At 76.6% G+C, this 25,857-nt stretch carries 28 protein-coding genes; 19 read left to right on the top strand and 9 right to left on the bottom strand.

Features of this window, described 5'->3' with window-relative positions; all coding sequences use genetic code 11:
- The first annotated feature begins 24 nt into the window (after positions 1–24).
- From def to hisG, 11 genes are all read left to right on the top strand, one after another.
- A complete protein-coding gene (gene def / locus ACI8AR_RS04380) occupies positions 25–558 on the top strand; it encodes a peptide deformylase (RefSeq protein WP_457049883.1) in 534 nt (177 codons plus the stop codon).
- The gene (gene fmt / locus ACI8AR_RS04385; RefSeq protein WP_457049884.1) at positions 507–1,484 is read left to right on the top strand and encodes a methionyl-tRNA formyltransferase; all 978 of its coding nucleotides are present in this window, start codon (positions 507–509) and stop codon (positions 1,482–1,484) included. The genes def and fmt overlap by 52 nt, the downstream gene beginning before the upstream one ends.
- A complete protein-coding gene (locus ACI8AR_RS04390; RefSeq protein WP_457049885.1) occupies positions 1,481–2,872 on the top strand; it encodes an RsmB/NOP family class I SAM-dependent RNA methyltransferase in 1,392 nt (463 codons plus the stop codon). Before fmt ends, ACI8AR_RS04390 begins: the two co-directional genes overlap by 4 nt.
- A gap of 48 nt (positions 2,873–2,920) precedes the next feature.
- Positions 2,921–3,433: a GNAT family N-acetyltransferase gene (locus ACI8AR_RS04395; protein WP_457049886.1), complete on the top strand. Its 513-nt coding sequence runs from the start codon at positions 2,921–2,923 to the stop codon at positions 3,431–3,433.
- 49 nt (positions 3,434–3,482) lie between these two features.
- Positions 3,483–4,157 carry a ribulose-phosphate 3-epimerase gene (gene rpe / locus ACI8AR_RS04400; RefSeq protein ID WP_457049887.1) on the top strand — a complete coding sequence of 225 codons (675 nt, stop codon included), beginning with the start codon at positions 3,483–3,485 and terminating at the stop codon, positions 4,155–4,157.
- 26 nt (positions 4,158–4,183) lie between these two features.
- Positions 4,184–5,215, top strand: a complete 1,032-nt coding sequence (ribD, locus tag ACI8AR_RS04405) for a bifunctional diaminohydroxyphosphoribosylaminopyrimidine deaminase/5-amino-6-(5-phosphoribosylamino)uracil reductase RibD (protein WP_457049888.1) — start codon at positions 4,184–4,186, stop codon at positions 5,213–5,215.
- A gap of 1 nt (position 5,216) precedes the next feature.
- Positions 5,217–5,840 carry a riboflavin synthase gene (locus ACI8AR_RS04410; protein ID WP_457049889.1) on the top strand — a complete coding sequence of 208 codons (624 nt, stop codon included), beginning with the start codon at positions 5,217–5,219 and terminating at the stop codon, positions 5,838–5,840.
- On the top strand, positions 5,837–7,159 hold the full coding sequence (locus tag ACI8AR_RS04415; RefSeq protein ID WP_456936421.1) for a bifunctional 3,4-dihydroxy-2-butanone-4-phosphate synthase/GTP cyclohydrolase II: 1,323 nt from the start codon (positions 5,837–5,839) through the stop codon (positions 7,157–7,159). Before ACI8AR_RS04410 ends, ACI8AR_RS04415 begins: the two co-directional genes overlap by 4 nt.
- Positions 7,156–7,683, top strand: a complete 528-nt coding sequence (gene ribH, locus ACI8AR_RS04420) for a 6,7-dimethyl-8-ribityllumazine synthase (RefSeq protein ID WP_457049890.1) — start codon at positions 7,156–7,158, stop codon at positions 7,681–7,683. The genes ACI8AR_RS04415 and ribH overlap by 4 nt, the downstream gene beginning before the upstream one ends.
- Positions 7,680–7,943 carry a phosphoribosyl-ATP diphosphatase gene (locus tag ACI8AR_RS04425; RefSeq protein ID WP_387986919.1) on the top strand — a complete coding sequence of 88 codons (264 nt, stop codon included), beginning with the start codon at positions 7,680–7,682 and terminating at the stop codon, positions 7,941–7,943. The genes ribH and ACI8AR_RS04425 overlap by 4 nt, the downstream gene beginning before the upstream one ends.
- A 101-nt stretch (positions 7,944–8,044) precedes the next feature.
- Positions 8,045–8,911, top strand: a complete 867-nt coding sequence (gene hisG / locus ACI8AR_RS04430; RefSeq protein ID WP_456926801.1) for an ATP phosphoribosyltransferase — start codon at positions 8,045–8,047, stop codon at positions 8,909–8,911.
- 22 nt (positions 8,912–8,933) lie between these two features.
- Here the strand turns inward: hisG and ACI8AR_RS04435 are convergent, their stop codons facing one another.
- Both ACI8AR_RS04435 and ACI8AR_RS04440 read right to left on the bottom strand, forming a co-directional pair.
- The gene (locus tag ACI8AR_RS04435) at positions 8,934–9,239 is read right to left on the bottom strand and encodes a DUF4287 domain-containing protein (protein ID WP_457049891.1); all 306 of its coding nucleotides are present in this window, start codon (positions 9,237–9,239) and stop codon (positions 8,934–8,936) included.
- A 123-nt stretch (positions 9,240–9,362) separates the two neighbouring features.
- Positions 9,363–10,352, bottom strand: coding sequence for a DUF2877 domain-containing protein (locus ACI8AR_RS04440; RefSeq protein WP_457049892.1), 990 nt, complete (start codon positions 10,350–10,352; stop codon positions 9,363–9,365).
- Between the two features lie 259 nt (positions 10,353–10,611).
- On the opposite strand from ACI8AR_RS04440, the gene ACI8AR_RS04445 reads away from it, so the two are divergent.
- Positions 10,612–12,558 (top strand): PucR family transcriptional regulator, encoded by a 1,947-nt coding sequence (locus ACI8AR_RS04445; RefSeq protein WP_457049893.1) that lies wholly within the window; start codon positions 10,612–10,614, stop codon positions 12,556–12,558.
- Here ACI8AR_RS04445 and ACI8AR_RS04450 read toward each other — a convergent pair.
- Positions 12,540–13,418 carry an SDR family NAD(P)-dependent oxidoreductase gene (locus ACI8AR_RS04450; protein WP_457049894.1) on the bottom strand — a complete coding sequence of 293 codons (879 nt, stop codon included), beginning with the start codon at positions 13,416–13,418 and terminating at the stop codon, positions 12,540–12,542. The two genes, ACI8AR_RS04445 and ACI8AR_RS04450, sit on opposite strands and share 19 nt — an antisense overlap.
- Before the next feature lie 78 nt (positions 13,419–13,496).
- Here ACI8AR_RS04450 and ACI8AR_RS04455 point away from each other — a divergent pair, with 78 nt between their 5' ends.
- From ACI8AR_RS04455 to ACI8AR_RS04465, 3 genes are all read left to right on the top strand, one after another.
- The gene (locus ACI8AR_RS04455; RefSeq protein ID WP_457049895.1) at positions 13,497–14,072 is read left to right on the top strand and encodes a TetR/AcrR family transcriptional regulator; all 576 of its coding nucleotides are present in this window, start codon (positions 13,497–13,499) and stop codon (positions 14,070–14,072) included.
- Positions 14,073–14,109: 37 nt separating this feature from the next.
- Positions 14,110–14,853, top strand: coding sequence for a DUF5995 family protein (locus tag ACI8AR_RS04460; RefSeq protein ID WP_457049896.1), 744 nt, complete (start codon positions 14,110–14,112; stop codon positions 14,851–14,853).
- A 79-nt stretch (positions 14,854–14,932) separates the two neighbouring features.
- Positions 14,933–15,691 (top strand): SDR family NAD(P)-dependent oxidoreductase, encoded by a 759-nt coding sequence (locus tag ACI8AR_RS04465; protein WP_457049897.1) that lies wholly within the window; start codon positions 14,933–14,935, stop codon positions 15,689–15,691.
- Between the two features lie 64 nt (positions 15,692–15,755).
- On the opposite strand, the gene ACI8AR_RS04470 is transcribed toward ACI8AR_RS04465, so the two are convergent.
- Positions 15,756–17,339, bottom strand: coding sequence for a helix-turn-helix domain-containing protein (locus ACI8AR_RS04470; protein ID WP_457049898.1), 1,584 nt, complete (start codon positions 17,337–17,339; stop codon positions 15,756–15,758).
- Positions 17,340–17,425: 86 nt separating this feature from the next.
- Between ACI8AR_RS04470 and ACI8AR_RS04475 the strand changes: the two genes are divergently transcribed.
- The gene (locus ACI8AR_RS04475; RefSeq protein ID WP_457049899.1) at positions 17,426–18,178 is read left to right on the top strand and encodes an SDR family oxidoreductase; all 753 of its coding nucleotides are present in this window, start codon (positions 17,426–17,428) and stop codon (positions 18,176–18,178) included.
- A 115-nt stretch (positions 18,179–18,293) separates the two neighbouring features.
- Positions 18,294–19,208, top strand: a complete 915-nt coding sequence (locus ACI8AR_RS04480) for a DMT family transporter (RefSeq protein ID WP_457049900.1) — start codon at positions 18,294–18,296, stop codon at positions 19,206–19,208.
- Here ACI8AR_RS04480 and ACI8AR_RS04485 read toward each other — a convergent pair.
- Genes ACI8AR_RS04485 through ACI8AR_RS04495 form a run of 3 tightly spaced genes read right to left on the bottom strand, consistent with a single transcriptional unit; the run spans position 19,199 to position 20,997 of the window.
- A complete protein-coding gene (locus tag ACI8AR_RS04485; RefSeq protein ID WP_456938979.1) occupies positions 19,199–19,657 on the bottom strand; it encodes a pyridoxamine 5'-phosphate oxidase family protein in 459 nt (152 codons plus the stop codon). The two genes, ACI8AR_RS04480 and ACI8AR_RS04485, sit on opposite strands and share 10 nt — an antisense overlap.
- Before the next feature lie 40 nt (positions 19,658–19,697).
- The gene (locus ACI8AR_RS04490) at positions 19,698–20,552 is read right to left on the bottom strand and encodes a DUF998 domain-containing protein (protein ID WP_457049901.1); all 855 of its coding nucleotides are present in this window, start codon (positions 20,550–20,552) and stop codon (positions 19,698–19,700) included.
- Between the two features lie 31 nt (positions 20,553–20,583).
- The gene (locus ACI8AR_RS04495; protein ID WP_457049902.1) at positions 20,584–20,997 is read right to left on the bottom strand and encodes a hypothetical protein; all 414 of its coding nucleotides are present in this window, start codon (positions 20,995–20,997) and stop codon (positions 20,584–20,586) included.
- A gap of 33 nt (positions 20,998–21,030) precedes the next feature.
- Between ACI8AR_RS04495 and ACI8AR_RS04500 the strand changes: the two genes are divergently transcribed.
- On the top strand, positions 21,031–22,275 hold the full coding sequence (locus ACI8AR_RS04500; protein ID WP_457049903.1) for an MFS transporter: 1,245 nt from the start codon (positions 21,031–21,033) through the stop codon (positions 22,273–22,275).
- Positions 22,276–22,385: 110 nt separating this feature from the next.
- Here the strand turns inward: ACI8AR_RS04500 and ACI8AR_RS04505 are convergent, their stop codons facing one another.
- Both ACI8AR_RS04505 and ACI8AR_RS04510 read right to left on the bottom strand, forming a co-directional pair.
- Entirely contained in the window at positions 22,386–22,586 is a 201-nt protein-coding gene (locus tag ACI8AR_RS04505) for a hypothetical protein (protein ID WP_387986958.1), read from the bottom strand.
- Between the two features lie 70 nt (positions 22,587–22,656).
- Positions 22,657–22,821 carry a hypothetical protein gene (locus tag ACI8AR_RS04510; protein ID WP_456938974.1) on the bottom strand — a complete coding sequence of 55 codons (165 nt, stop codon included), beginning with the start codon at positions 22,819–22,821 and terminating at the stop codon, positions 22,657–22,659.
- Between the two features lie 419 nt (positions 22,822–23,240).
- Between ACI8AR_RS04510 and ACI8AR_RS04515 the strand changes: the two genes are divergently transcribed.
- Entirely contained in the window at positions 23,241–25,811 is a 2,571-nt protein-coding gene (locus ACI8AR_RS04515) for an ExeM/NucH family extracellular endonuclease (RefSeq protein WP_457049904.1), read from the top strand.
- Positions 25,812–25,857 lie beyond the last annotated feature (46 nt).

The raw sequence follows: 25,857 nt of genomic DNA on the forward strand, positions 1-25,857 counted from the left end.
CACGCCCCCACCTACGCTGGGCGGGTGAGCGTCACCCCCATCCGGCTGCTGGGCGACCCGGTCCTGCACCGGCCCGCGGCACCCGTCGTCGACTTCGACGCGGAGCTGCGCCGGCTCGTCGCGGACCTGACCGACACCATGCACGCCGCCGGCGGCGCCGGGCTCGCCGCGCCGCAGATCGGCGTCGGGCTGCGGGTCTTCACCTGGTACGTCGACGGCGAGGTGGGCCACCTGGTCAACCCCTCGGTCGACCTGGTCGGCGAGGAGACCGAGGAGGCGCCCGAGGGCTGCCTGTCCATCCCGGGCTTCCGCTTCGACTGCCGGCGGCACCTGCACGTCGTCGCGACCGGCTGGAACGTGCACGGCGACCCGGTGCGGGTGGAGGGCTCGGACCTGCTGGCCCGCGCGGTGCAGCACGAGGTCGACCACCTCGACGGCGTCGTGTTCGTCGACCGGCTCGACCCCGAGGCCGCCGCCGCGGCGCGGGCCGCGCTGGCCGAGGCCGAGTGGGCCGGCATGGCCGCCTGGGTCCCGCGCGTGGAGGTGAGCCCCCACTGAGGCTCCTGTTCGCCGGGACGCCCGAGGCCGCCGTCCCCTCGCTGGAGGCGCTGCTCGCCTCCGACCACGAGGTGGCCGCCGTGCTCACCCGGCCCGACGCCCGCTCCGGCCGCGGCCGGAAGGTCAGCCGCTCCCCGGTGGCCGAGCGCGCCGACGCCGCCGGCCTGCCGGTGCTGCAGCCCCGGTCGCCGCGCGAGCCGGAGTTCCTCGCCCGGCTCGCGGACCTCGCCGTCGACTGCGCGCCGGTGGTCGCCTACGGCGCGCTCGTCCCGCCCGCGGCGCTGGAGCTGCCCGCGCACGGCTGGGTCAACCTGCACTTCTCGCTGCTGCCGGCCTGGCGCGGCGCCGCGCCCGTGCAGCACGCGGTCATGGCCGGCGACGAGGTCACCGGCGCCTGCACCTTCCGGCTCGAGCAGGGCCTGGACACCGGCCCGGTCTTCGGCCTGGTCACCGAGCCGATCGGCCCGCGCGACACCGCCGGTGAGCTGCTCGGCCGGCTCGCGGTCAGCGGCGCCCGGCTGCTGGTCGCCACCCTCGACGGCATCGCGGCCGGCACGCTCGTCCCGCGGCCCCAGCCGGCCGAGGGGGTCAGCCTCGCCCCGCGGATCGAGACCGCCGACGCCCGGGTCGACTGGGAGCTGCCCGCACACGTCGTCGACCGGCGGGTGCGCGGGGTGACCCCGGCGCCGGGCGCGTGGACCACCTGGCGCGGTGACCGGCTGCGCCTGGGCCCGGTCGAGCCGCTGCCGACCGCCCTGGCCCTGGCACCCGGTGAGGTGTCTGCCGGCCCCAGCGGCGTCGTCGTCGGCACCGGCCGCGGCTCGGTGCGGCTGGGCGAGGTGCAGCCGGCGGGCAAGCGGGTGCTGCCGGCCGCCGACTGGGCCCGCGGCGCCCGCCCGGCGCCCGGCGAGCGGTTCGGCGCATGAGTCGCCCGCCCCGGCGCCCGGCCGGCCCGCGCGGCGGGCGCCGCGACCGCCCGCCGCGCCGTCCGGCCCTCGACGGCGCCCGGCTGACCGCCTACGACGTCCTCGACGGCGTCTCGGCGCGGGAGGCCTACGCCAACCTGCTGCTCCCGCAGCTGCTCCGCGAGCGGGGCCTCGACCCGCGCGACGCCGCCTTCGCCACCCAGCTGGCCTACGGGGCGCTGCGCGCGCAGGGCACCCTCGACGCGGTGCTGGCCCGGCTGGTCGACCGCCCGCTGGCCGACCTCGACCGGCGCGTCCTGGACCTGCTCCGCCTGGGCGCCTACCAGCTGCTGGACCTGCGGGTGCCGGCGCACGCCGCCGTCGCGACCACCGTCGACCTCACCCGCGCGATCGTCGGCGCCGGCGCCTCCGGACTGGTCAACGCCGTGCTGCGGAAGGTGGCCACCGGCGGGGACCGCGCCGCGTGGCTCGAGCGCCTCGGCGCCGACGGCGACCGGCGGCTGGCGCTGGCCACCGACCACCCCGGGTGGATCGTGGCGGCCTGGCGCGAGGCGCTGGGCGGCGACGCCGAGCTGGAGGAGGCGCTGCTCGCCGACGACGCCGCGCCCGAGGTGCACCTGGTCGCCCGGCACGTGTCCCGCGAGGAGCTGGCCGAGGAGTCCGGCGGGACCCCGGGGCCGTGGTCGCCGTACGCGGTGCGCCTCGGCGGGGGAGACCCCGGGAAGCTGCCGTCGGTGCGGGCGGGCCGGGCCGCGGTGCAGGACGAGGGCAGCCAGCTCGCCGCGCTGCTCCTCCCCCGCGCGCCGCTGGAGGGCCCCGACGGGCGCTGGCTGGACGTCTGCGCCGGCCCCGGCGGCAAGGCGGGGCTGCTGGCCGCCGTCCGCCCGGCCGGGGTGCACCTGACCGCCGCCGACCGCGCGCCGCACCGCGCCGACCTGGTCCGCGGGGCGCTGGCGGGGGAGGACGACGTCGAGGTGCTCGTCGCCGACGGGCGGGAGCCGCCGTGGGCGCCGGGCTCGTTCGACCGGGTGCTGCTCGACGCGCCGTGCACCGGGCTGGGCGCGCTGCGCCGGCGGCCGGAGGTGCGCTGGCGGCGCACGCCCGACGACGTCGGCCCGCTGGTGGACCTGCAGACCGCGCTGCTGGACCGCGCGCTGGCCTCGGTGCGCCCCGGCGGCGTCGTCGCCTACGTGACCTGCTCGCCGCACGCCGCCGAGACCGTCGCGGTCGCGGACGCCGCGGCCGCGCGGGACGACGTCGAGGTGCTCCCGGTGGCGCCGCTGTTCCCCGAGGTCCCCGGGATCGAGCGCGGCCCGTACGGGCAGCTGTGGCCGCACCGGCACGGCACCGACGCGATGTTCCTGGCCCTGCTGCGCCGCACCCGCTGAGACGCGTAGGACCCCACGACCGGCGTCCGTCGCCTAGCCTGCCCCGCCGTGCCCTCGCCCTCGGACTCCTGGCTCCCCGACGACTTCGTCCACCCCCTCCGCGCCGACCTGCCCACCGGTCAGCACCTGCGCCCCATCCGCGCGGCCGACACCGCCATCGACCTGCCCGCCGTCATGGGCTCCCGCGAGCGGCTGTGGGGGATCTACGGCGAGGCGTGGGGCTGGCCGCCGGCGACGATGACCGAGGAGCAGGACCGGGAGGACCTCGCCCGCCACGAGCGGGAGATCGAGGCGCACCAGAGCTTCAACTACGCGCTGCTCGACGCGGACGAGACCGAGCTGCTGGGCTGCGTCTACGTCGACCCGCCGGAGAAGGCCGGCGACGCCGACGCCGAGGTGTCCTGGTGGGTGGTCGACCGCCTGGCCGGCACCGGGGTCGAGGCGGCGCTGGACGCCTTCGTCCCGCGCTGGCTGGCCGCGGAGTGGCCGCTGCGGGCGCCGCGCTACGTCGGCCGCGACCTGTCCTGGGCCGAGTGGATCGCCCTGCCCGACCGGGACTGAGCGGGCGCGGCCGGAGGCGGTGATCACCGGCTGCCTAGACTCGGACGACGTGGCCCGGACCCCGATGATCGCCCCCAGCCTGCTCTCGGCGGACTTCGCCCGGCTGGCCGACGAGGTGGCCCGCGTCGCCGACGCCGACTGGCTGCACGTCGACGTCATGGACGCCCACTTCGTCCCCAACCTCACCCTGGGGCGGCCGGTGGTCGAGGCGATCCAGGCGGTGAGCCCGATCCCGCTGGACTGCCACCTGATGATCGAGGCGCCCGAGCGGTGGGCGCCCGGGTACGCCGAGCTCGGCGCCCGCAACGTGACGGTGCACGCCGAGGCCTGCACCGGCGACCCCCGCGGCGTCGCCCGGGACATCCGTGCCGCCGGCGCCCTGGCCGGCCTGGCGATCAAGCCCGGCACGCCGCTGGAGGACCACGAGGACGTCCTCCGCGACTTCGACACCCTCCTGGTCATGACCGTCGAGCCCGGCTTCGGCGGCCAGGCGTTCATCGCCGACGTGCTGCCCAAGGTCCGCCGCGCCCGCGAGCTGGTCGACACCGGCCACCTGCGGCTGCTGGTCGAGGTCGACGGCGGCATCAACGCCGACACCATCGAGCGGGCCGCCGAGGCCGGCGCCGACGTCTTCGTCGCGGGCTCGGCCGTCTACGGCGCCGACGACCCCGCCCGCGCGATCGCGGCCCTGCGCGCCCAGGCCGCGGCGGCGGCCGCCGGGTGACGGTCACCCCGGCCGAGCAGGCCGCCATGGCGAGGGCGCGCGCGCTCGGCGAGAGCGTCCTCGGCAGCACCAGCCCCAACCCGCCGGTCGGCGCGGTCGTGCTCGACGCCGACGGCGCGGTCGTGGGGGAGGGCGCCACCTCCCCGCCCGGCGGGCCGCACGCCGAGGTGCACGCGCTGGCCGGGGCCGGTGAGCGCGCCCGCGGCGGCACCGCCGTCGTCACCCTCGAGCCGTGCGCGCACACCGGCCGCACCGGCCCCTGCGCCGACGCGCTGCTGGCCGCCGGGATCGCCCGGGTCGTCGTCGCCGTGCCCGAGCCCACCCGGCTGGCCGTCGGCGGTGCCGAGCGGCTGCGCGCGGCCGGCGTCGAGGTGGAGGTGGGCGTCGAGCGGCAGGCCGCCGAGGAGGGCGCGCTCGCCGCGTGGCTCACCGGCGTCCGCGCGGGCCGGCCGTTCGTCGTCTGGAAGGTGGGCGCCACCCTCGACGGGCGGGTCGCCGCCGCCGACGGCACCAGCCGGTGGATCACCGGCCCGACGGCCCGCGCCGCCGTGCACGCGCTGCGCGCCGGCTGCGACGCGGTCGTGGTCGGGTCGGGCACCGCCCTGGCCGACGACCCGCAGCTCACCGTCCGCGACGCCGACGGCCGCGACGCCGCCCGCCAGCCGCTGCGCGTGGTGCACGACCGCCGCGGCCGGCTGCCGGCCACCGCGCGGGTGCTCGACGGCGCCGCGCCCACCCACGTCAGCCGCGCGGCCGGCCCCGCCGAGCTGCTCGCCGAGCTGTTCGACCGCGACGTGCGCCGGGTGCTGCTGGAGGGCGGCCCGACGCTGGCCGCCGCCTTCCTCCGCGCCGGGCTGGTCGACGAGGCCGTCGTCCACCTCGCGCCGAAGCTGCTGGGCGCCGGTCCCTCGCTGGTGGGGGACCTGGGAATCAGCACGATCGGCGCGGCGCTGACCCTGGAGGTCCGGGACGTCACCCTGCTGGGCGGGGACGTGCAGATCCGCCTGCGGCCGACCCGGCACACTGGAGACCGACCGGTCGCGGACGAGAGGGGCTGACGTGTTCACGGGCATCGTCGAGGAGGTCGGCTCCCTCGCCGCGCGCGAGGAGTCCGCCGACGCCGCGGTGCTGCGCATCCGCGCCCGCCGCGTGCTCGAGGACGTGCACCTCGGCGACTCGATCGCGGTCAACGGCGTCTGCCTCACCGTCACCGGCGTCGAGCCCGGCCCCGACGGCGACCGGGTGTGGTCCACCGACGTCATGGCCGAGACGCTGCGCCGCAGCAGCCTCGGCACCCTCGGCGACGGCGACCCGGTCAACCTCGAGCGCGCCGTCGCCGCCGGCGGGCGCCTGGGCGGGCACGTCGTGCAGGGCCACGTCGACGGCGTCGGCACGGTCGTCTCGCGCACGCCGAGCGAGCACTGGGACGTCGTCCGGGTCGCGCTGCCGCCGCAGCTGGCGCGCTACGTCGTCGAGAAGGGCTCGATCACCGTCGACGGCGTCTCGCTCACGGTCAGCGCGCTCAGCGCGGCCGACGACCCCGAGCCCTGGTTCGAGGTGAGCCTCATCCCCGCCACCCTCCGGGAGACCACGCTGGGCGGCCGCGCCCCGGGTGACCCGGTCAACCTGGAGGTCGACGTGATCGCCAAGTACGTGGAACGCCTGCTGGGAGCGCGACGATGAGCGGAGCAGTCCGCCTGGACACGGTCGAGAGCGCCATCGCGGCGGTCAAGGACGGCCGCCCCGTCGTCGTCATCGACGACGAGGACCGCGAGAACGAGGGCGACCTCATCTTCGCCTCGGAGCTGGCCACCCCCGAGCTCGTGGCCTTCATGGTCCGCTACACCTCGGGCTACATCTGCGTGTCGGTCACCGAGGCCGACGCCGACCGGCTGGACCTGCCGCCGATGTTCCGGGTCAACCAGGACCGCCGCGGCACCGCCTACACCGTGACCGTCGACGCCCGCGAGGGCGTGACCACCGGCATCTCGGCCTCCGACCGCGCGCACACCATCCGGCTGCTCGCCGCCGCGGACACCTCCTCGGCCGACCTCGCCCGCCCCGGCCACATCGTGCCGCTGCGCGCCAAGGACGGCGGCGTGCTGCGCCGGCCCGGGCACACCGAGGCCGCCGTCGACCTCGCCGTCCTCGCCGGCCTGCGCCCCTCGGGCACGCTGTGCGAGCTGGTCAGCGAGAAGGACCCGACCGGCATGGCCCGCGCCGAGGAGCTGCGGGTCTTCGCCGACGAGCACGACCTGTGCCTGATCTCCATCGCCGACCTCATCGCCTACCGCAAGCGGTTCGACAAGCTGGTCGAGCGGGTCGCCGAGGCCACCGTGCCGCTGGCGCCGGGCACCTTCACCGCGGTGGGCTACCGCAGCTCCTACGACGAGCGCGAGCACGTCGCCTTCGTCTACGGCGACATCGGCGACGGCGAGGACGTGCTCGTCCGCGTGCACTCCGAGTGCCTCACCGGCGACGTCTTCGGCTCGCTGCGCTGCGACTGCGGCCCCCAGCTGCAGGCCGCGCTGGCCGCCGTCGCGCACGAGGGCCGCGGGATCGTGCTCTACATCCGCGGGCACGAGGGCCGGGGGATCGGCCTGCTGCACAAGCTGCAGGCCTACCAGCTCCAGGACGCCGGCGTGGACACCGTCGACGCCAACCTCGACCTGGGCCTGCCCGCCGACGCCCGCGACTACGGCACCGGCGCGCAGATCCTCGTCGACCTGGGCGTGCACACCATGCGGCTGCTGACCAACAACCCGGCCAAGCGCGCGGGCCTGGAGGGCTACGGCCTCAAGGTCACCGGCCGGGTGCCGCTGCCCAGCCACGTCACCGCCGAGAACCTGTCCTACCTGCGCACCAAGCGCGACCGGATGGGCCACCTGCTCGACATCATCGAGCCCGAGACCGAGTCCGGCCCCGCCGACGTCCCCGCCGGTGAGCACGCCACCGTCCCCGGCACCGACGTCCCGCTGGGCCGGCGGGAGCAGCAGCTGTGAGCGGACAGGGACGCCCCGAGGCCGGCGCGGTGGACGCCGCCGGGCTGACGCTGGGCATCGTCGCGACCACCTGGCACGCCGAGATCACCGACGCGCTGCTCGCCCGCGCCGTCGAGGCCGCCCACGCCAGCGGCATCGGGGAGCCGACCGTCGTCCGGGCGCCGGGCGCGGTGGAGCTGCCGGTGGTCGCCCAGGCGCTGGCCGAGCGGCACGACGCCGTCGTCGCGCTCGGCGTGGTCATCCGCGGCGGCACCCCGCACTTCGAGTACGTCTGCGACGCGGTCACCGCGGGCCTCACCCGGGTGGCGCTGGACGCCGGGAAGCCGGTCGGCAACGGCGTGCTCACCTGCGACACCGAGGAGCAGGCCCGCGACCGCGCCGGCCTGCCCGGCTCCGCCGAGGACAAGGGCTGGGAGGCCGCCGTCGCCGCCCTGGCCACCGCGCTCACCCTCCGCGACCTCCGCGGGCCGCGGCAGTCCACCGGCTTCCAGGTCACCCCGGCCGTCGGGCAGGGCCTGGCGTGAAGCGCTTCGACGAGCTGTTCGCCGAGCTGTCGGCCAAGGTCGCCGCGGGCGACCCCGCCTCGGGCACGGTGACCGCCGTCCGCGACGGCGTGCACGCCGCCGGCAAGAAGGTGGTCGAGGAGGCGGCGGAGTCCTGGATGGCCGCCGAGCACGAGGGCCCCGAACGGACGGCGGAGGAGATCAGCCAGCTCCTCTACCGGGTGCAGGTCCTCATGCTCGCCCGCGGGCTGACCCTCGACGACGTCTACACCCACCTCTGAGGAAGGACCCTCCTGCCCCCCCACCACTCGCACGCTCGCGGCGGGACCCTGCAGGAGGGCCGAGAGACCATCGGACGAGCACTCAACGAAGGAGCCACCCAGTGCTGCGCATCGCCGTGCCCAACAAGGGCGTCCTGAGCGAGCCCGCGGCCGCGATGCTCGCCGAGAGCGGCTACCGCCAGCGGCGCAGCACCAAGGACCTCGCGGTCTACGACCCCGAGAGCGACACCGAGTTCTTCTACCTGCGCCCGCGCGACATCGCCGTCTACGTGGCCGCCGGCACCCTCGACGTCGGCATCACCGGCCGCGACATGCTGCTGGAGACCGCGCCGGCCGACGGCGAGGGCCCGACCGCCGTCGAGGTCATGCCGCTGGGCTTCGGCCGCTCGTCGTTCCGGTTCGCCAGCCCCGTCGAGTCGGGCATCGACTCGGTGGAGAAGCTGGCCGGACGGCGGATCGCCACCGCCTACCCGGTGCTGCTGCAGCGGTACCTCGACGAGTCGGGCATCAAGGCCGGCGTGGTCAAGCTCGACGGTGCGGTGGAGACCGCCTGCCGCCTCGGGGTCGCCGACGCCGTGTGCGACGTCGTGGAGACCGGGACGACGCTGCGCGCCGCGGGCCTGCGGATCATCGGCGAGCCGGTGCTCACCAGCGAGGCGGTGCTCGTGCGCCGCGAGGGCGCGGAGGAGATCCCCGCCGTCGCCCAGCTGCGGCGGCGGCTGCGCGGGGTCCTCGTGGCCCGGCAGTACGTGCTGCTCGACTACGACTGCCCGAACGAACTGCTGGCCCGGGCCACCGAGCTCACCCCCGGCCTCGAGGGCCCGACGGTGAGCCCGCTGCAGACCGAGGGCTGGTCGGCGGTGCGCGCTATGGTCCGCCAGTCGGACACCAACCGGGTCATGGACGAGCTCTGGGAGCTCGGCGCCCGCGCCATCCTCGTCACGAGCATCCACGCCTGCCGCCTGTAGCCGGAGGACCCCGCGCGGCCCGTCACCCGGCGGGCTTCGTGGCCCTGCCGTCGAGCCAGAGGGTGTCGGACTCGTCGCGGTGCGAGCCCGTGCTGCCGACGTGCTTGCTGTCGATGACCGGGCCGTTCCTCAGCACGTGGACCAGCGCCATCGCGTGACCGCGGCCGAGCCCGTGCTCCTCCTTGAGCCACGCCACCACCTCACCCGCCCTGGTGTCCGGGGCGTCGAGGCCCCGCTCGTGCGCCTGCGCGAGCAACCGGCGCGGGGTGAGGCCCGTCTTCTCCTCGATCGCGTCGAGGTAGGCGTCGAGGTAGGCCTGGAAGGACATCGCGGGCTCCCCGGGGTCGGTGGGTGTCGGGAGAGGAGACGGCCCGGGCCGGGCGGACTCGTCGCCCACGCGACGGCGGCCCCCTCCCGGGCGGGCGGGGGCCGCCGTCGCGTCGGGGTGCGGTCAGCGGGCGCGGGTGGTGCGGTCGACCAGGTCGATCGCGGTGCACAGGCCCAGCGCCATGGCGCGGCCGCTGGTGGAGCCGGTGGCCAGCAGGCCCTCGATGGCCGGGCCGAGCGGGCGCTCGCCGACCAGGCCCTGCAGCACCGCGGCGTACTCGCCGCTGACCCGGCCGGCCGCGGCGTGCCGCAGCAGCGCCCGGGACAGCTCGGTGGTGCGGCCGGCGGCCAGCGAGTAGACGCCGGCGGCGAACCGCTCGGCGGCCGGGTGCCGCAGCAGCACGAGGCCGGCCATCGTGCCGGCCATGACGTCGTCGCCGGCCGGGGTGAGGCCCGGGCCCAGGCCGATCAGCCGGGCGGCGGTGCGCAGCGCGGCGTCGAGGTCGGCCCGGCGCACCGCGCCCCGCAGCGCGGCCAGCGGGCCGCCGGGGCCGGCGGGCAGGCCCGGCAGCGTGAACGCGCTGTGCGGGACGCCCTCGCCGTAGAGGGTGGTGCGCAGCTGGCGCACGCCCTCGGGCAGCAGCGCCGGGCGCGGGCTGGGCAGCCGCGGCCGCGGGTCCCACCACGCGGCGGCGCGCACGACCAGGTCGCCGACGACGATCCGGCCGCCGCCGACCTCGGCGGGCGCACCGCTGGGCAGCGCGACCAGGGGGCGGCCGTTGCTGGGCCGGAAGAGGACGCAGCCGAGGGGCAGCCGGGCGGCGTCGCTGGTGAGCACCCCGACGACGTCGGTGCCGCGCTCGGTGGACACCTGGAGGTACACCGCGGCGGGCATGCTCATGAGCACCCGGGCCGGGCGGACGGGCCCCCGCAGCAGGTCGGCCACGCCGGTGCTGGCCGAGGCCGGGACGGCCGAGGCGGCACGTGCCGGCGACGCGGTCCGCAGCGTCTCCTGCGCCGACGAGCGGGGCAGGGGGATCGTCGGGACGCCGGCACGGGCGGCGCGCCCCGGTGCGGTCGGAGAACCGGTGGTCGAGTGGTCGATGGTGCGCATCTGTGCAGCCCTTCCCCGTCGGACAGCGGGAGCGACCCTCCGCTCGACTCCCGCCCCTCGGACCGGCCGCCGGAGGGTGAGGCGCACCACCTGAGGGGAACGCCTACCATCCAGCGGACGGGCCGACTGACTCGAAGCTATGCGGCGCGTCGCACGTCCTCTTATGGCGAATGTGGCCAAGAATGGGGGTGCCCGTCCAGGCACACCTGCCAGTTTCCCGCAACTCGAGACGGACGACGGGTGAGGAGGAGGGCGAGTCGTGACCCACAGTGAGATGCCGATGACCTCGGCGATGTACCCGACTGCGCCGCTGCAGCTGCCGCACGGATGGCAGCACCCCGCCCCCTCCCGCGCCCTGCCGCCCCGCGACGAGCGCGCCGGCTGGCGCGACCGCGTCGGCCTGCGCCTGGACGAGGCGCTGCGGCTGCCGCGCCTGGTGGGCGCCGAGGTGGTGGCCGGCCGCGCGGGGACAGGCCGCGTCGTCCGGCACATGGTCGTCGACGACCCGGCGGCCCCGCTGGCCGCCGCCGGCCCCGACGTCCTCGTCGTCCTCGGCGCCCGGCTGCCCCCGGCCGACGCCGCCGCCGGCCGGGCCCTGGTGGACCGGCTGCTGCAGGTCGGCGCCGCCGCGCTGGCCTTCCGCCGCACCGAGGGGCCGCCCCCGGTGCCGGCCGAGGTGCTCGCCGAGGCCGAGCGGCACGGGTTCCCCGTGGTGGCGCTGCCGGCCGCCGTCCGCATGGACGAGGCGGTCTCCGAGGTGCTCGGCGCGGTCGTGCGCCGGCAGGGCGAGGCCCTGGCCGTCTCCGCCCGCATGCACGACCAGTTCATCGACGTCGCCCTGAGCGGCGGCGGCCTGGCCGAGGTCACCGAGCAGCTGGCCACCTACCTCGAGGGCGCCGCCGTCCTCGGGCTCGGCCCGGACCGGGAGATCGTCACCAGCGCCGGGCCGCCCGCCGACGTCGCCGAGATCAGCGACTGGCTGTGGCTGCTCGACGCCGAGGCCGAGGACGAGCTGGCGATGATGGCGCCGGCCCACCGGCTGTCCGGGGTGCGCGCCGACCAGACCGTCGTCACGCCCGCCGACGTCCTCGCCGACGCCGACCTGTCCCCGGCCGACGGCATCCTGCTCGTCCCCGGCCACCACGAGCTGCCCGGCGGCGTGGGGGAGTACGCGGTCGCGCCGATCATGGCCGGCGACCAGCGGCACGGCTGGCTGGTCGCGGTGCACCGTCGCGGCCAGATGGTGGTCGGCGCCGGCGGTGTGCTCGAGCGGGCCGCCGTCGTCTCGGCGCTGTCGGTGATCCGCCAGCAGGCGGTGCACTCGGTGGAGCTGCGCTTCCAGGGCGACCTGGTCCGCCGGCTGGTCGGCGGCTCGCTGCGGCACACCGAGCGGGCGCTGGCGCAGACCCGCTCCTTCGGCTGGCGGCTCGACGGCCCCGTCGTCGTCCTGGTCACCGCCACCGAGACCGCTGCCGACCCGGCGGCCGACCCCACCCGCGCCCTCGACGTCCTCGACCGGCTGGCCGACGGCTGGCGGGCGGCGCTGGAGACGGAGGTCAGCGGCGCCGCCGTCGCGGGGCTGTCCACCGAGATCGTCACCGTGCTGCCGCTGGACGGCCGGACGCCGGAGGAGATCACCTCGCTGGTGACCGCGGTGACCTCCCGGGTCAACGCCCGGGTGCGCCGGGTGGGCCGGGTGCTCGGCACCGGCATCGGCCGCCCCGCCGGGTCGATCTCGGCGCTGGGCGAGGCGCACCAGCAGGCGCAGCGGGCCCTCGGCGTCGGGCAGGAGATCCACGGGACGGCCGCGGTCACCCACTTCGACCAGCTCGGGGTGTTCCGGCTGCTGTCGCTCATCCCGGACAGCACGGAGCTGCGCTCCTACGTCGACGAGGTGCTCGGCTCGCTGGCCGACGCCGCGGACCCGGACTCGGCCGACCTGCGCGAGACGCTGCGGGTGCTGCTGGAGACCAACCTCAACGTCGCGGAGTCCGCCCGCCGGCTGCACTTCCACTACAACACGATGCGCTACCGGATCGGCAAGCTCGAGCGGCTGCTCGGGCCCTTCACCACCGATCCCACGCTGCGGCTGAACCTGCTGCTGGCGCTGCACGCCGCCCGCATGCGCGGGCTGGACCAGCCGCACCGCCCGCCGGTCGACTCGGGGCTGCTGCCCCCCGACGACGGCTACGACGCCCTGATCTGAGGACGGGTCAGCTCCAGGCTGGCCTCCCACAGCTCGCGGGCGCGGGCGGGGTCGCGGCTGTCCGGCGACGACGGCGCCTCCACGCCGCGCTCGAGGTAGCGCCCGCTGGTGCCGGGCGGGCCGGTGACCGCGGCGGCGAGCCGGGCGGCCGCCTCGTCGACGCCGGAGGCGAACGGCAGCCGGGCGAGCAGGGGCGCGAGCCCGGTGTAGAGCGCGCGGGCCGGGGCGGGGTAGCGGTGGTGCAGTCCGGTGCCCGGCACCAGGCCGGGGTCGTACACCGCGACGTCGAGCTCCGGGTGCCGGCGGGCGAGCTCGGCGCCGAAGAGGACGTTGGCCAGCTTCGACGTCGCGTAGGCGCGCTGCCCGGACTCCCGTCGCGGGCGGGCCAGCGTGCGCGGGTCGGCCCAGCGCGGCGCCGGGAACGGGCCGGACTTCCGCCAGGTGCCCCAGTGGGTGCCGCTGCTGACCACGACCACCCGCGCCCCCGGCGCCAGGTGCGGCAGGAGTGCGACGGTGAGCGCGAAGTGCGCGAGGTGGTTGACCGCGAAGGTCAGCTCGTGGCCGTCGGCGCTGGCCCGGTCCGCGACCGGCACCTGGACGCCGGCGTTGAGCACCAGCGCGTCCAGCGGCTCCCCGGCGGCGACCCGGGTCGCGGCCGCCCGGACGGCGGCGAGGGAGGCCAGGTCCAGGTCGACCACCTCGGCGGGCGGTCCCAGCTCGGCGGCGACCGCGGCACCGCGGCCGGCGTCGCGCGCGCCGAGCAGCAGGCGCCACTCCCCGGTGGCGGCGAGGTGCCCGGCGGCGGCCCGCCCGATCCCCGACGTCGCGCCGGTGACCAGGGCCGTGCGGATGTCGCTCATCGCGTCTCCTCTCGCGGGACGACGTCCCGATGTGAGACTCTGTGTCAGGATGGGACTCCGTGTCAACAGGGGGTGGCGGTGACCGAGACGGCCGCGGAGCGACGGCGCCGGCGGCTGCGCGCCGAGGTGACCCGCCGCGCGGTCGCGCTGTTCGCCGAGCAGGGCTACGCCGCGACGAGCACCGAGCAGGTGGCGGCGGCGGCCGACGTCTCGCGCAGCACGCTGTTCCGGCTGTTCGCCGACAAGGACGACCTGCTCTTCGGCCTCGAGGACGACCTGCTCGCCGCCGCCGCGGCGGCGGTGGCCGAGGCCCCGCCGGAGCTGTCCCCGTGGGCGGCGCTGCGCTCGGCCGCCGTCGCGATCGCCGGGCAGGTCGCGCCGCTGCGGGACCTGCTGCTCGCCCGCGAGCAGGTGGTGGCCGGCGTGCCGGCGCTGCGGTCCCGGGCGGCGGCGAAGCTGCGCCGCTGGGAGGCCGCGCTCGCCGACGGGCTCACCGCCCGCGGCGTCCCGGCGGGGGAGGCGCTGCTGCTGGCCAAGCTCGTCGTCGCCTGCTTCGAGGTCGCCCAGGACGACTGGCTGGCCGGCGAGGCCGGGGACCTGCCGGACCTGGTGACGGCGGCCCTCGACCGGCTGCCGGGCCTGCTGGGCGCCTGACGCGCGCGGGACACCCGCCGCGGGGGACGATCGGGACGTGACCGCACCGGTGGACGAGCTGGTCGCCCGCATGCAGGACCTGCTCGACGCCCTCGTCGCCGCCCGCGACCCCGCCCGCCACTTCCTCGGCACCTACCTGCGCACCACCGAGGCGGTGAACGCGGCGATCGACGCCGGCCGGTTCGAGGACCCGGACTGGGTGACCGACTGGGACGTCGACTTCGCCGGGCTCTACCTCGACGCCCTCGAGGCGCACCGCCGCGACCCGGCCGCCCCGCCGGCGCCGTGGCGGGCCGCGTTCGGCACGGACCCGGCCGCCCGGCCGGAGGCGCACGTGCTGCTCGGCATGAACGCGCACATCAACTTCGACCTGCCGCAGTCGCTGGTGCGGGTCATCGGCCCGGCCGACTTCGCCGACCCGCCGCTGCTGGACTCCCGCCGCCGCGACCACGAGCGCATCGACGAGGTGCTGGCCGGCCGGGTGGCCGCCGAGGACCTCGCCCTGCAGGCCGCGGGCAGCCGCCGCACGCCGGCCGACCGGGTCCTGGGCGGGCTCAACCGGACGGCGGCCCGGGTGCTGCTGCGCGAGTCGCGGCGCCGGGTGTGGGACAACACGACCGTCCTGCACCGGGCGCGCCTGCAGGGGCCCGAGGCGCTGGCCCGCCGGGTGGCCCAGCTCGAGGCCGCGGCCGCCGCGCGGGTGGCCGACCTGCAGCGCGGCGGGCCGGTGCTGCTGCGGCTGGCCGTGCGCGGCTTCGGCGTCGTCCTGCCGGAGGACTGAGTCGCCCGCGCTGCCGGATCCCGCGGGCGGGCGCAGGCTGGCCGGGGTGCCGCACCGGGCGGCCCGGGAGGAGGACCGCATGACGGACGCCGGCCGACCACTGTCCGGGAGGGTCGCCCTGGTCACCGGGGCGTCGTCGGGGATCGGGGAGGCGACCGCGGTCGCGCTCGCGGAGGCCGGCGCCGCCGTGGCGGTCGGCGCCCGCCGCGCCGACCGGCTCCACGCCCTGGCGCGGAAGCTGCGCGACGGCGGCGCCCGCGCGCTGACCCTCGACCTGGACGTGACCGACGAGGCGTCCTGCCGGGCCGCCGTCGCCCGGACGCGGGAGGAGCTCGGCGGGCTCGACGTCCTGGTCAACAACGCCGGCGTGATGCTGCTCGGCACGATCGTCGGCGCCGACGTCGAGGACTGGCGGCGGATGCTGTCGACCAACGTGCTCGGCCTGATGTACATGACGCACGCCGCGATCGACGGCATGGTCGAGCAGGGCTCCGGCGACGTCGTGAACGTCTCCAGCGTCGCCGGGCGCACCGCGCGCAAGGGCGCCGGCGTCTACAACGCCAGCAAGTGGGCGGTGAACGCCTTCAGCGAGTCGCTGCGCCAGGAGGTGACCACCCGGGGCGTGCGGATCTCGCTGGTCGAGCCGGGCGCGGTGGCCACCGAGCTCACCGACCACATCACCCAGCCCGACGCCAAGGCCGCCTCGCAGCGGATGTACACCGAGATGACGCCGCTGCAGGCGGAGGACGTCGCGAAGGCGATCCTCTACGTGGTCAGCCAGCCGCCGCACGTGGCGGTCAACGAGGTCCTCGTCCGCCCCACCGCCCAGGAGCGCTGAGGTACGGGGAGGCCCTCCGCACGTCCCGGGTGCCAGGGCGTGCGGAGGGCCTCCCGTGCCTGCCCTAGTCGGAGAAGACCTCGATCGAGGCGCCCATCTCGATCAGCCGCTCGTAGAGGTGCTCGTAGCCGCGGGCGATGATGTCGACGTTGCGCAGCACCGACGTGCCGCGCGCGGCCAGCATCGCCAGCAGGATGCAGACCGCGGGCCGCAGCGCCGGCGGGCAGACCACCTCGGCGCTGCGCCAGCGGGTCGGGCCGGTGACGAGCACCCGGTGCGGGTCCATGAGCCGGACGTCGGCACCGAGGCGGGTCAGGTCCGACAGGTGGATCGCGCGGTTGTCGTAGACCCAGTCGTGGATGAGCGTCGAGCCGGTGGCCGAGGCGGCGATGACCGCGAAGAACGGCAGGTTGTCGATGTTCAGCCCCGGGAACGGCATCGGGTGGATCTTGTCGATCGGGGCCCTGAGCTGCGACGGGCGGATGGTGACGTCGGCCAGGCGGGTGTGGGCGTTGTCGGCCAGGTACTCCGGGGAGAGCTCGTACCGCAGGCCCATCTCGGCCAGCACCGCCAGCTCGATCTCGAGGAACTCGATGGGCGCGCGGCGGACGGTCAGCTCGGACCCGGTGACGATGCCCGCGGTCAGCAGGCTCATCGCCTCGACCGGGTCCTCGCTGATCGTGTAGTCGACGTCCGCGTCGAGCACCGCCCGGCCGGTCACGGTCAGCGTCGTCGTCCCGAGGCCCTCGACGTCGACGCCGAGCAGCTGCAGGTACAGGCACAGGTCCTGGACCATGTAGTTCGAGCTGGCGTTGCGGATGACCGTGGTGCCCTCGGTGCGGGCGGCGGCCAGCAGCGCGTTCTCGGTCACGGTGTCGCCGCGCTCGGTCAGCACGATGGTGCGCCGCCCGGTGACCTGCGGGTCGACGGTGGCGTGGTACTCGCCGGCGTGCGCCTCGACCTCCAGGCCGAACGGGCGCAGCGCGATCATGTGCGGCTCGACGGTGCGGGTGCCGAGGTCGCAGCCGCCGGCGTAGGGCAGCCGGAACGTGCGGGCACGGTGCAGCAGCGGGCCGAGGAACATGATGATGCTGCGGGTCCGGCGGGCGGCGTCGGCGTCGATGCCGGCCAGGTCCAGCTCGTCGGGGACCTGCAGGGTGAGGTCGCGGCCGGTCCCGTCCCAGGTGGCGACGACGCCGATCGAGCGCAGCACGTCGAGGATCCGGTCCACCTCGACGATCCGGGCGACGTTGCGCAGCGTCGTCCGGCCGCGGTTGAGCAGCGCGGCGCACAGCAGCGCGACGGCGGCGTTCTTCGACGACTTGACCGTCACGCTGCCGCGCAGCGGCGTGCCGCCGGTGACCCGCAGGTGGGTGGGGCCGGCCGGGCCGACGCTGATCAGCTCGCTCTCCAGCGCCTCGGACAGCCGGCCGAGCAGGTCGAGGGTGAGGTTCTGCCCGCCCTGCTCGATCCGGGCGACCGCGCTCTGGCTGGTGCCCAGGCGCTCGGCCAGCTGCTGCTGGGTCAGCCCGCGGTGCCGTCGCGCGTCGCGGACCAGCAGGCCGATGCGCTGCGTGGCGCTCACCGCTGGCGAGGGAGCGGGGGAGGAGGTGGTCGTGGTCTCGGCCGGGAGCTCGGTCGCCGTCACGGTGGAGAACGGTATCTCGCAGGTGAGATACGACTGCTGCGGCACGCCGGTGGAACGGGGAGGACCGGTCCGGCCAGACTGCACCCATGGACGTCGTGGTCACCGGAGGTACGGGGAGACTGGGCCGGGTCCTGGTCCCGTCGCTGCAGGCGGCGGGGCACCAGGTGCGGCAGGTGTCGAGGCGGGGGACCGGCCCGGGAGGGGTGCGGGCGGACCTGGCCACCGGCCGGGACCTCCCGGCGGCGGTGCGCGGCGCCGAGGTGGTCGTGCACGCCGCCACCGACCCGCGGGGCAACCCGTGGCAGGTCGACGTCGCCGGCACCCGGCGGCTGGTGCAGGCGCTGGACCGCGACCGGCTGCGGCACCTGGTGTACGTCTCGATCGTCGGCGTGGACCGGGTGCCGTGGAGCTTCTACCGGGCCAAGTTCGCGGCCGAGCAGGTGGTGCTGGCCTCGGGGCTGCCGGTGACCATCGTGCGCATCACCCAGTGGCACGACTTCGTCGACGAGATGCTCGGCACCGCCCGCCGGGGGCCGGTGCTGATCGTGCCGATGGGCTGGAGCGCCGCGCCGGTCGACGTCGGTGAGGCGGCCGGGTTCCTCACCGAGGTCGTCGCCGGGCCGCCGTCCGGTGGGGAGGCCGTCGAGTTCGGCGGCCCGGAGGACCTCTCGGCGGCCGACCTCGCCCGCGCCTGGGTCGCCGCCCGCGAGCCCTCGGTGAGGGTGGTGTCCACCCCGCTGCCGGGCCGGCTGTCGGCCGCGTTCCGCGAGGGCGGCGTGCTGCCGGGCCCGCAGGCGGCGCGCGGGCGGGTGACCTACGCCGAGCACCTCCGCGGCTGACGCGGGCCCCTGCGAGGGGGCCGTTCCTGCCGATCTCCGCAAGCCGGCCGCCAGGTCGAGCGCCAGGTCCGGAAACCGCCGGTGCCCGGTCGTCGGCCACCTCTACGGTCGGCTGGTGCCCGCCCGCCCGGTGTCCCTGCCCGTCCTCGCCGCCGTCGTCGTCACCGTCCTCGCCTGGGCCTCGGCCTTCATCGGCATCCGCGCCGTCGGCGCGGACCTCTCGCCGGGTGCGCTGGCGCTGGGGCGGCTCCTGGTCGGGACGGCGGTGCTCGCGCTGCTGTCGCTCGGGCGCGGCTGGGTCGCCCCCACCCGCCGGGAGTGGGGGCTGCTGGCGGTCTGCGGGGTCGGCTGGTTCGCCGTCTACAACGTCGCCCTCAACGCCGCGGAGCGGCACCTGGACGCCGGGACGACGGCGATGCTGGTCAACATCGGGCCGATCCTGATCGCGGTGCTCGCCGGGGTGTGGCTGCACGAGGGCTTCCCGCGCTGGCTGGTCGCCGGGCTCGCCGTCGCCTTCGCCGGGGTGCTGCTCATCGGGGTGGCCGGCCGGGGGAGCGGCGGTGACCTGCTCGGGGTGCTGCTGTGCCTGGTCGCGGCGGTCACCTACGCCGTCGGCGTGGTGGCGCAGAAGCCGGTGCTGCGCCGGCTGCCGCCGCTGCAGGTGACCGCGACCGCGTGCGCGATCGGGGCGGCGTGCTGCCTGCCGTGGACCGGCGCGCTGGTGTCCGACCTGGCCGCCGCGCCCGTGTCGTCGGTGCTGGGGATGGTCTACCTGGGCGTGGTCCCGACGGCGCTGGCGTTCAGCACCTGGGCCTACGCGCTGGCCCGCACGGAGGCCGGCCGGCTCGGCGTCACGACGTACCTGGTGCCGCCGCTGGTCGTCGTCCTCGGCTGGGCGCTGCTGGACGAGGTGCCGCCGCCGCTCGCCGTCGCCGGGGGCGCGGTGTGCCTGGCCGGGGTGGCGCTGTCCCGCCGGCGCGGCCGGGTGCGGCAGCCGGAGCCGGTGCTGGAGGCGGCCGCTCAGAGGTAGGCGCGGGGGTCCACCGCGGGCGGCAGCTCGCCGGGCACGATCCGCCGGCCGGTGACCGCCGTGGGGATCAGGCGCACCCAGTGCCCGTGCTCCCCGGGCGCCCACGGCTCGAGGCCCGTGGCCCGCGTGCGCGCGACCAGGTCGGCGCGGTGCTCGGGGCCCACCACCTCGGCGACCCCGCGCACCAGCACGCTCCAGCCGCTGCGGGTGCGCCGGTCGATCTCGTCGACCTCGAAGCTCACGTTGGCGTGCTCCGCGGCGGCCAGCTTCGTGCCGGGGGCGGTGCGGATGACGATCGTGGTGCCGTCCATCGCGTAGTTGACCGGGAAGATCAGCGGGTGGTGCTCGGCGTTCACCCCGAGCCGGCCGATCTCCTGCGTGGCCAGCAGCCGGTGGCACTCCTCGACGGGGATCTCCTGCAGCGTGGGTGCGGTCTCCTCGGCGGTCATGGTCCCATCGTGGCCGCGGCCGGGGACGCCCGCGAGCGGGTCAGCCCTCCCGGCGCCGGCGCGGGCCGGCCCACGGGTCGTCGGGGTCCAGGTCGTCGTCGGCGGCGGGGTCGGCAGGGTCGTGGTGAGCGGTGTCGTGGCCGGCGGGGTCCGCCGTCGTCGCCCCGGTGGCGTCGGCGCGGCGGGCGGCGGCCTCGAGCGCGTCGTCCCGCTCGGCGGCGCGCCGGGCCCGCTCCAGCCGCTCCCGCTCGCGCTCCTGGGCGCGCAGCTGCCGCCGGGTCGGGCGGTCGGTGTCGGGCTCCGCGCGGGTCCGGCTGAGCCACCACAGTCCCGCCCCGGCCAGCGCCAGCCCGATCGGGAGCACGTACGCCGCGGCGCGCTCGGTGCCGCCCTCGCCGAGCAGCTCGACCACCCCGGCGCCGTAGAACACCGTCATCGCGGTGGCGAACAGGCCGAGCAGCACGACGGTGGTGCCCAGCGCCTCCGACCACGGCCGCACGGCGTAGGCCAGCGCGATGAGCCCGAGGCCGCCGCCGACCAGGTACAGCACCGTGCCGGCGGTGTGCAGGGCCGGCGAGGTCAGCCGCGGGAAGACGCCGACCAGCAGGACCCCGAGCGCGGCCACGCCGAGCAGCGCCACCGCGGGGCGCGCCGCCCGCCCGCGCAGCACCGGCAGCAGCGCCACCGCCCCGGCGCCGATCAGCCCCGCCTGCACCACGAACGAGGCGTTCATCAGCGCGTGCGCCGGCTGGGTGGCGTCGCCGAGGGCGCTGATGGTGTCGGCCGAGCGCGAGTACGGCAGCACCGACCGCGACTGGACGACCGTCTCGACGACGAAGAACTGGAGGGTCAGCAGCCAGGCGACCGCGCCCCAGGTGATCCGCTTGCCGGGCATGCGCCCCATGGTCCCAGCCGCGGCTGTGGGATCAGCCCAGGTGCGCGAGGACGGCGGCGTGCTGCGTGGGCGTCAGGTAGGAGGGGTTGCTGCCGGCCGGCATGCGCAGCACCTCGGCGTCGCGGGCGACCGGGTCGGCCAGCAGGTCACCGCGCGGCACCGGGGCCGCGAGCAGGGTGAGCCGGACGACGACGACCGGACCGTCCGCGCCCTCGCCGACCTCCCCGGAGAGCTCCCCGGTCGCGTGCACGCCCGGGCGGTCGGGGCCGCTCAGCCAGAGCAGGCACGGGTCGCCGGGGCGCATGAGCCCCAGCCGGTAGGAGCGGCGCAGGCAGCGGGAGACCGTCGCCGGCTCCCCGGGACGCCAGCCGGGGACGACGGCCTCGGGCGGCCGCGCCGTCTTGACCACCCAGCAGGCGACGTCGGCGGACCGGAGGCGGGGCACGGGGCCATCCCAGCAGCCGGGCACGATGGGCGCGTGCCGTCCCCGCCCGCCGCCGTGCCGGGCGGGGAGGAGCCGCTGCCGCGGGGGCACCGGGCCGGCGACCCCGCGCTGCGGCGCGCGTCGGGAGCGGTGTTCCTCGCCGGCGTCGCCGTGTTCGCCGTCCTCTACGCCCCGCAGGCGCTGCTGCCCGAGCTGACCCGCGCCTTCGCCGTGTCGCCGGCCGCGGCGACCCTGTCGGTCTCGGTGGCGACGGCGGGCCTGGCGCTGGGGCTGCTCGTGCTCGGCCCGCTGTCGGACCGGATCGGCCGCCGGCCGGTGCTGCGGGCGGCGCTGGCCGTGGCGAGCGGGCTGGCGGTGCTGACCGCGGTGGCGCCGGCGTGGGAGGCGCTGCTCGCCCTGCGCGGCCTGCAGGGGTTCGCGCTGGCCGGTCTGCCCGCCGTCGGCGTCGCCTACCTGCGCGAGGAGCTGGACGCGTCGGTGAGCTCGCGGGCGATCGGGCTGTTCGTCGGCGGCACGGCGATCGGCGGGCTCAGCGGCCGGGTGGTCGCCGGGGCGCTGGCCGACCTCGGCGGCTGGCGGACGGCGGTCGGCGGCATCGCCGGGCTCGCGGTGGCCTGCACGGTCGCCGTCTGGGTGCTGCTGCCGGCCTCGCGCCGGTTCGTCGCGGTGCCGCGGGAGACGCCGGTGCTGCACCAGCTCGCCCGCGGCTTCGGCGACCCGGTGCTGCTCGGCCTCTACGGGCTGGCGGCGCTGCTGATGGGCGGGTTCGTGGCCGTCTACAACGCGGGCACGTTCCGGCTGGAGGCGCAGCCGTACGGGCTGTCGCCCGCGCTGGCCGGACTGGTGTTCCTCACCTACCTGCTGGGGTCGGTGGCCTCCCCGGTCGCCGGCGGCCTGGCCGAGCGGGCCGGGCGGCGGGTGGTGGTGCCGGTGGCGCTGGCGGTGACCGCGGCGGGCCTCGCGCTGACCCTGGCCGCGCCGCTGGCGCTGTTCGTCACGGGCCTGGCGGTGCTGACGGTCGGCTTCTTCGCCGCGCACGGCGTGGCCAGCGGCTGGGTGGCCGCGCGGGCGGCGCTGGGGGAGCGGCCGGTCGGGCAGGCCGCCTCGCTGTACTCGTTCTGGTACTACGTCGGCTCGTCGGTGGGCGGCACGCTGGCCGGCCGGGCCTGGGCGGCCGCGGGGTGGCCGGGCGCGGTGGCGGTCGCGGGCACCGGCATCGGCGGGGCGCTGGTGCTGGCCCTGCTGCTCGGGCGCAGCACCGCGCTGGGCCGGGGCTGAGGGGCGGGTGCCCTCCGGCACCCGCCCCGGACAGGAGACGTGCTGTGCGGCCCTCCTGCAGGGAGCCCGCCCCGAGCGGAGGGAGGGGTGGGGGGCAGGAGGGTCCTTCCTCAGTCGGTGGCGGAGTGGAACTCCGCGCCGGCCGGGTCGGCGTCGTCGGAGCCGACGGCCTGCCGCTCCTGCTCGGTGCGGTGCTGCAGCCAGTCGTCGTCGGGCCGCGGGTCGGTCTTGCCGTGCTGCTGACGGTCGCGCGGCGCCGACTCCTCGGTGTCCATGACGTCGTCGAGGGTCGGGCGGTCGGGTTCGGTCATCGCAGTGCCTCCGCTGCGTCGTCGTCGATCGGTCCCCGAGGCCATAGCCGTGGGGACGGGCGGGAAACCCCTAGCGCTGCTCGAGCGACCCCGCCGGCAGCCACGCCTCGACGAGCACCGGGCCGTGCGGCCCGGGGACGGCGTAGGCGACCCGGCCCTGCCAGCCGCCGGCGGACTGGCGCCACTCGACGAGCAGGCCGGGGACGGTCCCGTCCGCGCCGGGCGGGGTGCGCACCCAGCAGTGCCTGCCCGCCGGTCCCCGTGCTGGCGGCCGCGGGGGTACCCCCGGGGACGGGGCCGGCGTGACGCCGGAGTCCGCGGCCCGCTCGCCGAGCGACGGCCGTGACCTGCCCCGCTGCATCCCGCCTGCCACCCGCGCAGTCTGTCACGGTGATCGAACACGCGTTCGGACGGCGGCTGCGGGCGCCATGTCGCCGTGTCGGCGTGTCGACTCGGTGACACGCCGACATGTCGGTGATCCCGGTCACACTCTGTGCGGGTAGTCACCTACTCGTTACGAACCGTTGTTGGAGTGTGCGCGGCGGCTGCTTAGCGTCGCTCACGTCCTGGCACCTGCCTGAAGGGTCCTCAGTGCTCTCATCAACCGGCTCCCGGCGCCTGCTCGCGCGCCGGGCGGCACTCGGCGCCGCTGCCGTGGCCGTCGCCGTCACGGGTCTCCCGACCGCCGCGTCGGCCGCCGCGCCGACCGCGCCGTACATCTCCGAGATCCACTACGACGACGCCAGCACCGACAGTGGTGAGTTCGTCGAGATCACGCTCCCGCCCGGGACGACCTCGGAGGGACTCGAACTCGTCCGCTACAACGGCGGGAACAGCCAGCGCTACGACACGCCGGCCGCTCCGGCGGTCCCCGTGGCGACGGCTCCGGCGGATGCCGCTGCCGTGGTGGTCGTCGACTACCCCGTCGACGGCCTGCAGAACGGTGGCAACGACGGCATCGCGCTGGTCCGCGGGGCAGAGGTGCTCGAGTTCCTGTCGTACGAGGGTGTCCTGACCCCCACGAACGGCCCGGCTCAGGGCCGGACGAGCACCGACATCGGGGTCTCGGAGAACGCGGTGCCCGAAGGGCAGTCCCTGTCCCGCGTCCACAACACGGCGACAGGCGAGCTCGAGTGGCAGGCGGCTGCGGCCAACACCCGGGGCGCTGTCAACCCGGCGATCGGTCCGCCTCCGCCGGTCGAGACCGGTGTCTGCGACGCCGACCCGACGCGCGAGATCGGCGCCGTCCAGGGCACCGGGGCGAGCACCCCGCTGGGCGGCCAGACGGTGACCGTGCGGGGTGTCGTCGTCGGCGACGTGCCCGGCCTCGACGGCTTCTACCTGCAGGACGCCGACGGCGACGGGAACGCGGCCACCTCGGACGGCGTGTTCGTCTACAGCCCGGGCGCCGCGGTCGACCTCGGCGACACCGTCGCCGTGCGCGGCGCCGTGACCGAGTTCGGCGGCCAGACGCAGATCACCGCGCGCACCGACGTCGCGGTCTGCGCCGACGGCACCGCCGAGGACCTGCCGGAGCCCGCCCGGCTCGACCTGCCCGCCGAGGACGCCGAGCGCGAGCGGCTCGAGGGCATGCTCGTCGCGCCCGTCGACACGCTCACCGTCAGCGAGGTCTTCGACCTGACCAGCTACGGCGAGCTGACCCTCTCCGAGGGCGGCCTGCTCGTGCAGCCCACCGAGCTCGCCCGCCCCGGCGCCGAGGCGGAGGCCATCGCCGCCGAGAACGCGATGCGCGGCATCGTCCTCGACGACGGCGTGAGCGCCCGGGTGGGCGTCACCACCCGGCCGTACCTGACGCCGCAGACCCCGGTCCGCGTGGGCGACGCGCTCGCGTTCACCGAGCCGCTGGTCCTCGGCTACGGCTTCGACCAGTGGCGGCTGCAGCCGGCCGACGGCACCGCCGCCGGTGTCTTCGCGGGTCAGAACACCCGCCCGGCCGCGCCGGACACCGTCCCCGGGGACGTGCGGGTCGGCGCGTTCAACGTGCTGAACTACTTCCTCACGCTCACCGGCCCGAACGCCCGTGGGGCCACCAGTGCGGGGGAGTTCCAGCAGCAGGCCGACAAGATCGTCACCGCCGTCGACACGCTGGACGCCGATGTCGTCACGCTGATGGAGATCGAGGACACCGACTCCACCGGATACAGCGCCGGCAACGCCGACGCCGCGCTCGCCGACCTGGTCACCCGCCTCAACGCGGCCGCCGGGTACGAGAAGTGGGGCTTCGTCCCGCTGCCCGAGGAGCTCTACGACGTCGACCGGGACGTCATCCGCAACGGGATCATCTACCGGGTCGGCGTCGTCCAGCTGGTCGGTGACCCCGTCGGGCTGGTGGACGAGGAGGTCTGGGACAACGCCCGCGAGCCGCAGGCGCAGACCTTCGTCAAGGACGGCGACGCCTTCACCGTGGTGGCCAACCACTTCAAGTCCAAGGGCTCGGGCGGCTCGGCCACCGGTGACAACGCGGACGCCGGGGACGGGCAGGGCGCCTGGAACGGCGACCGGGTCCGGCAGGCCGAGTCGCTGGCCGCGTTCATCGACGAGCTGCGGGAGCGCGACCCCGACGTCATCTCCCTGGGCGACTACAACGCCTACACCCAGGAGGACCCGATCGCGGCCCTCCGGGATGCCGGGCTGACCGACCTGGGCTCGCGGTTCGACGCCGACCGGTACAGCTACGTCTTCGACGCGCTGTCCGGCTCGCTCGACCACGCCCTGGCCACCGCGTCCCTGACCGCGAAGGTGAGGGGCGCCGTGCACTGGAACATCAACTCGGTCGAGTCCTTCGCCTACCAGTACGCGGGCGACGAGGCGCTCTACGCGGCGGACCCGTACCGCTCGAGCGACCACGACCCGCTGCTGGTCGGGATCGACCTGGACGAGCGCTGCGACGGCCTCGCCCCGACGATCCGCGGCACCGCGGGGGACGACGTCCTGCGCGGCACCAACGGCGTCGACGTGATCATGGGCCTCGGCGGCGAGGACACCATCAGCGGCGGCAACGGCGACGACGTCGTCTGCGGCGGCGCCGGCGACGACACGCTGTCCGGCGAGAACGGCGACGACGTGCTGCTCGGCGGGTTCGGCGTCGACACGCTCGACGGCGGCAACGGCGAGGACACGCTCGTGGGTGGTCCCGGCGCGGACGACGACCTGATCCAGGGCCGCGGCGCCGGCAGCGCCGAGCAGGAGGGCGCGGAATCCTGATCCGCGGCTGAGAACGAGTCCGGCGCGGCACCCGAGCGGGTGCCGC

The organism is Geodermatophilus sp. SYSU D01036 (assembly GCF_054050435.1).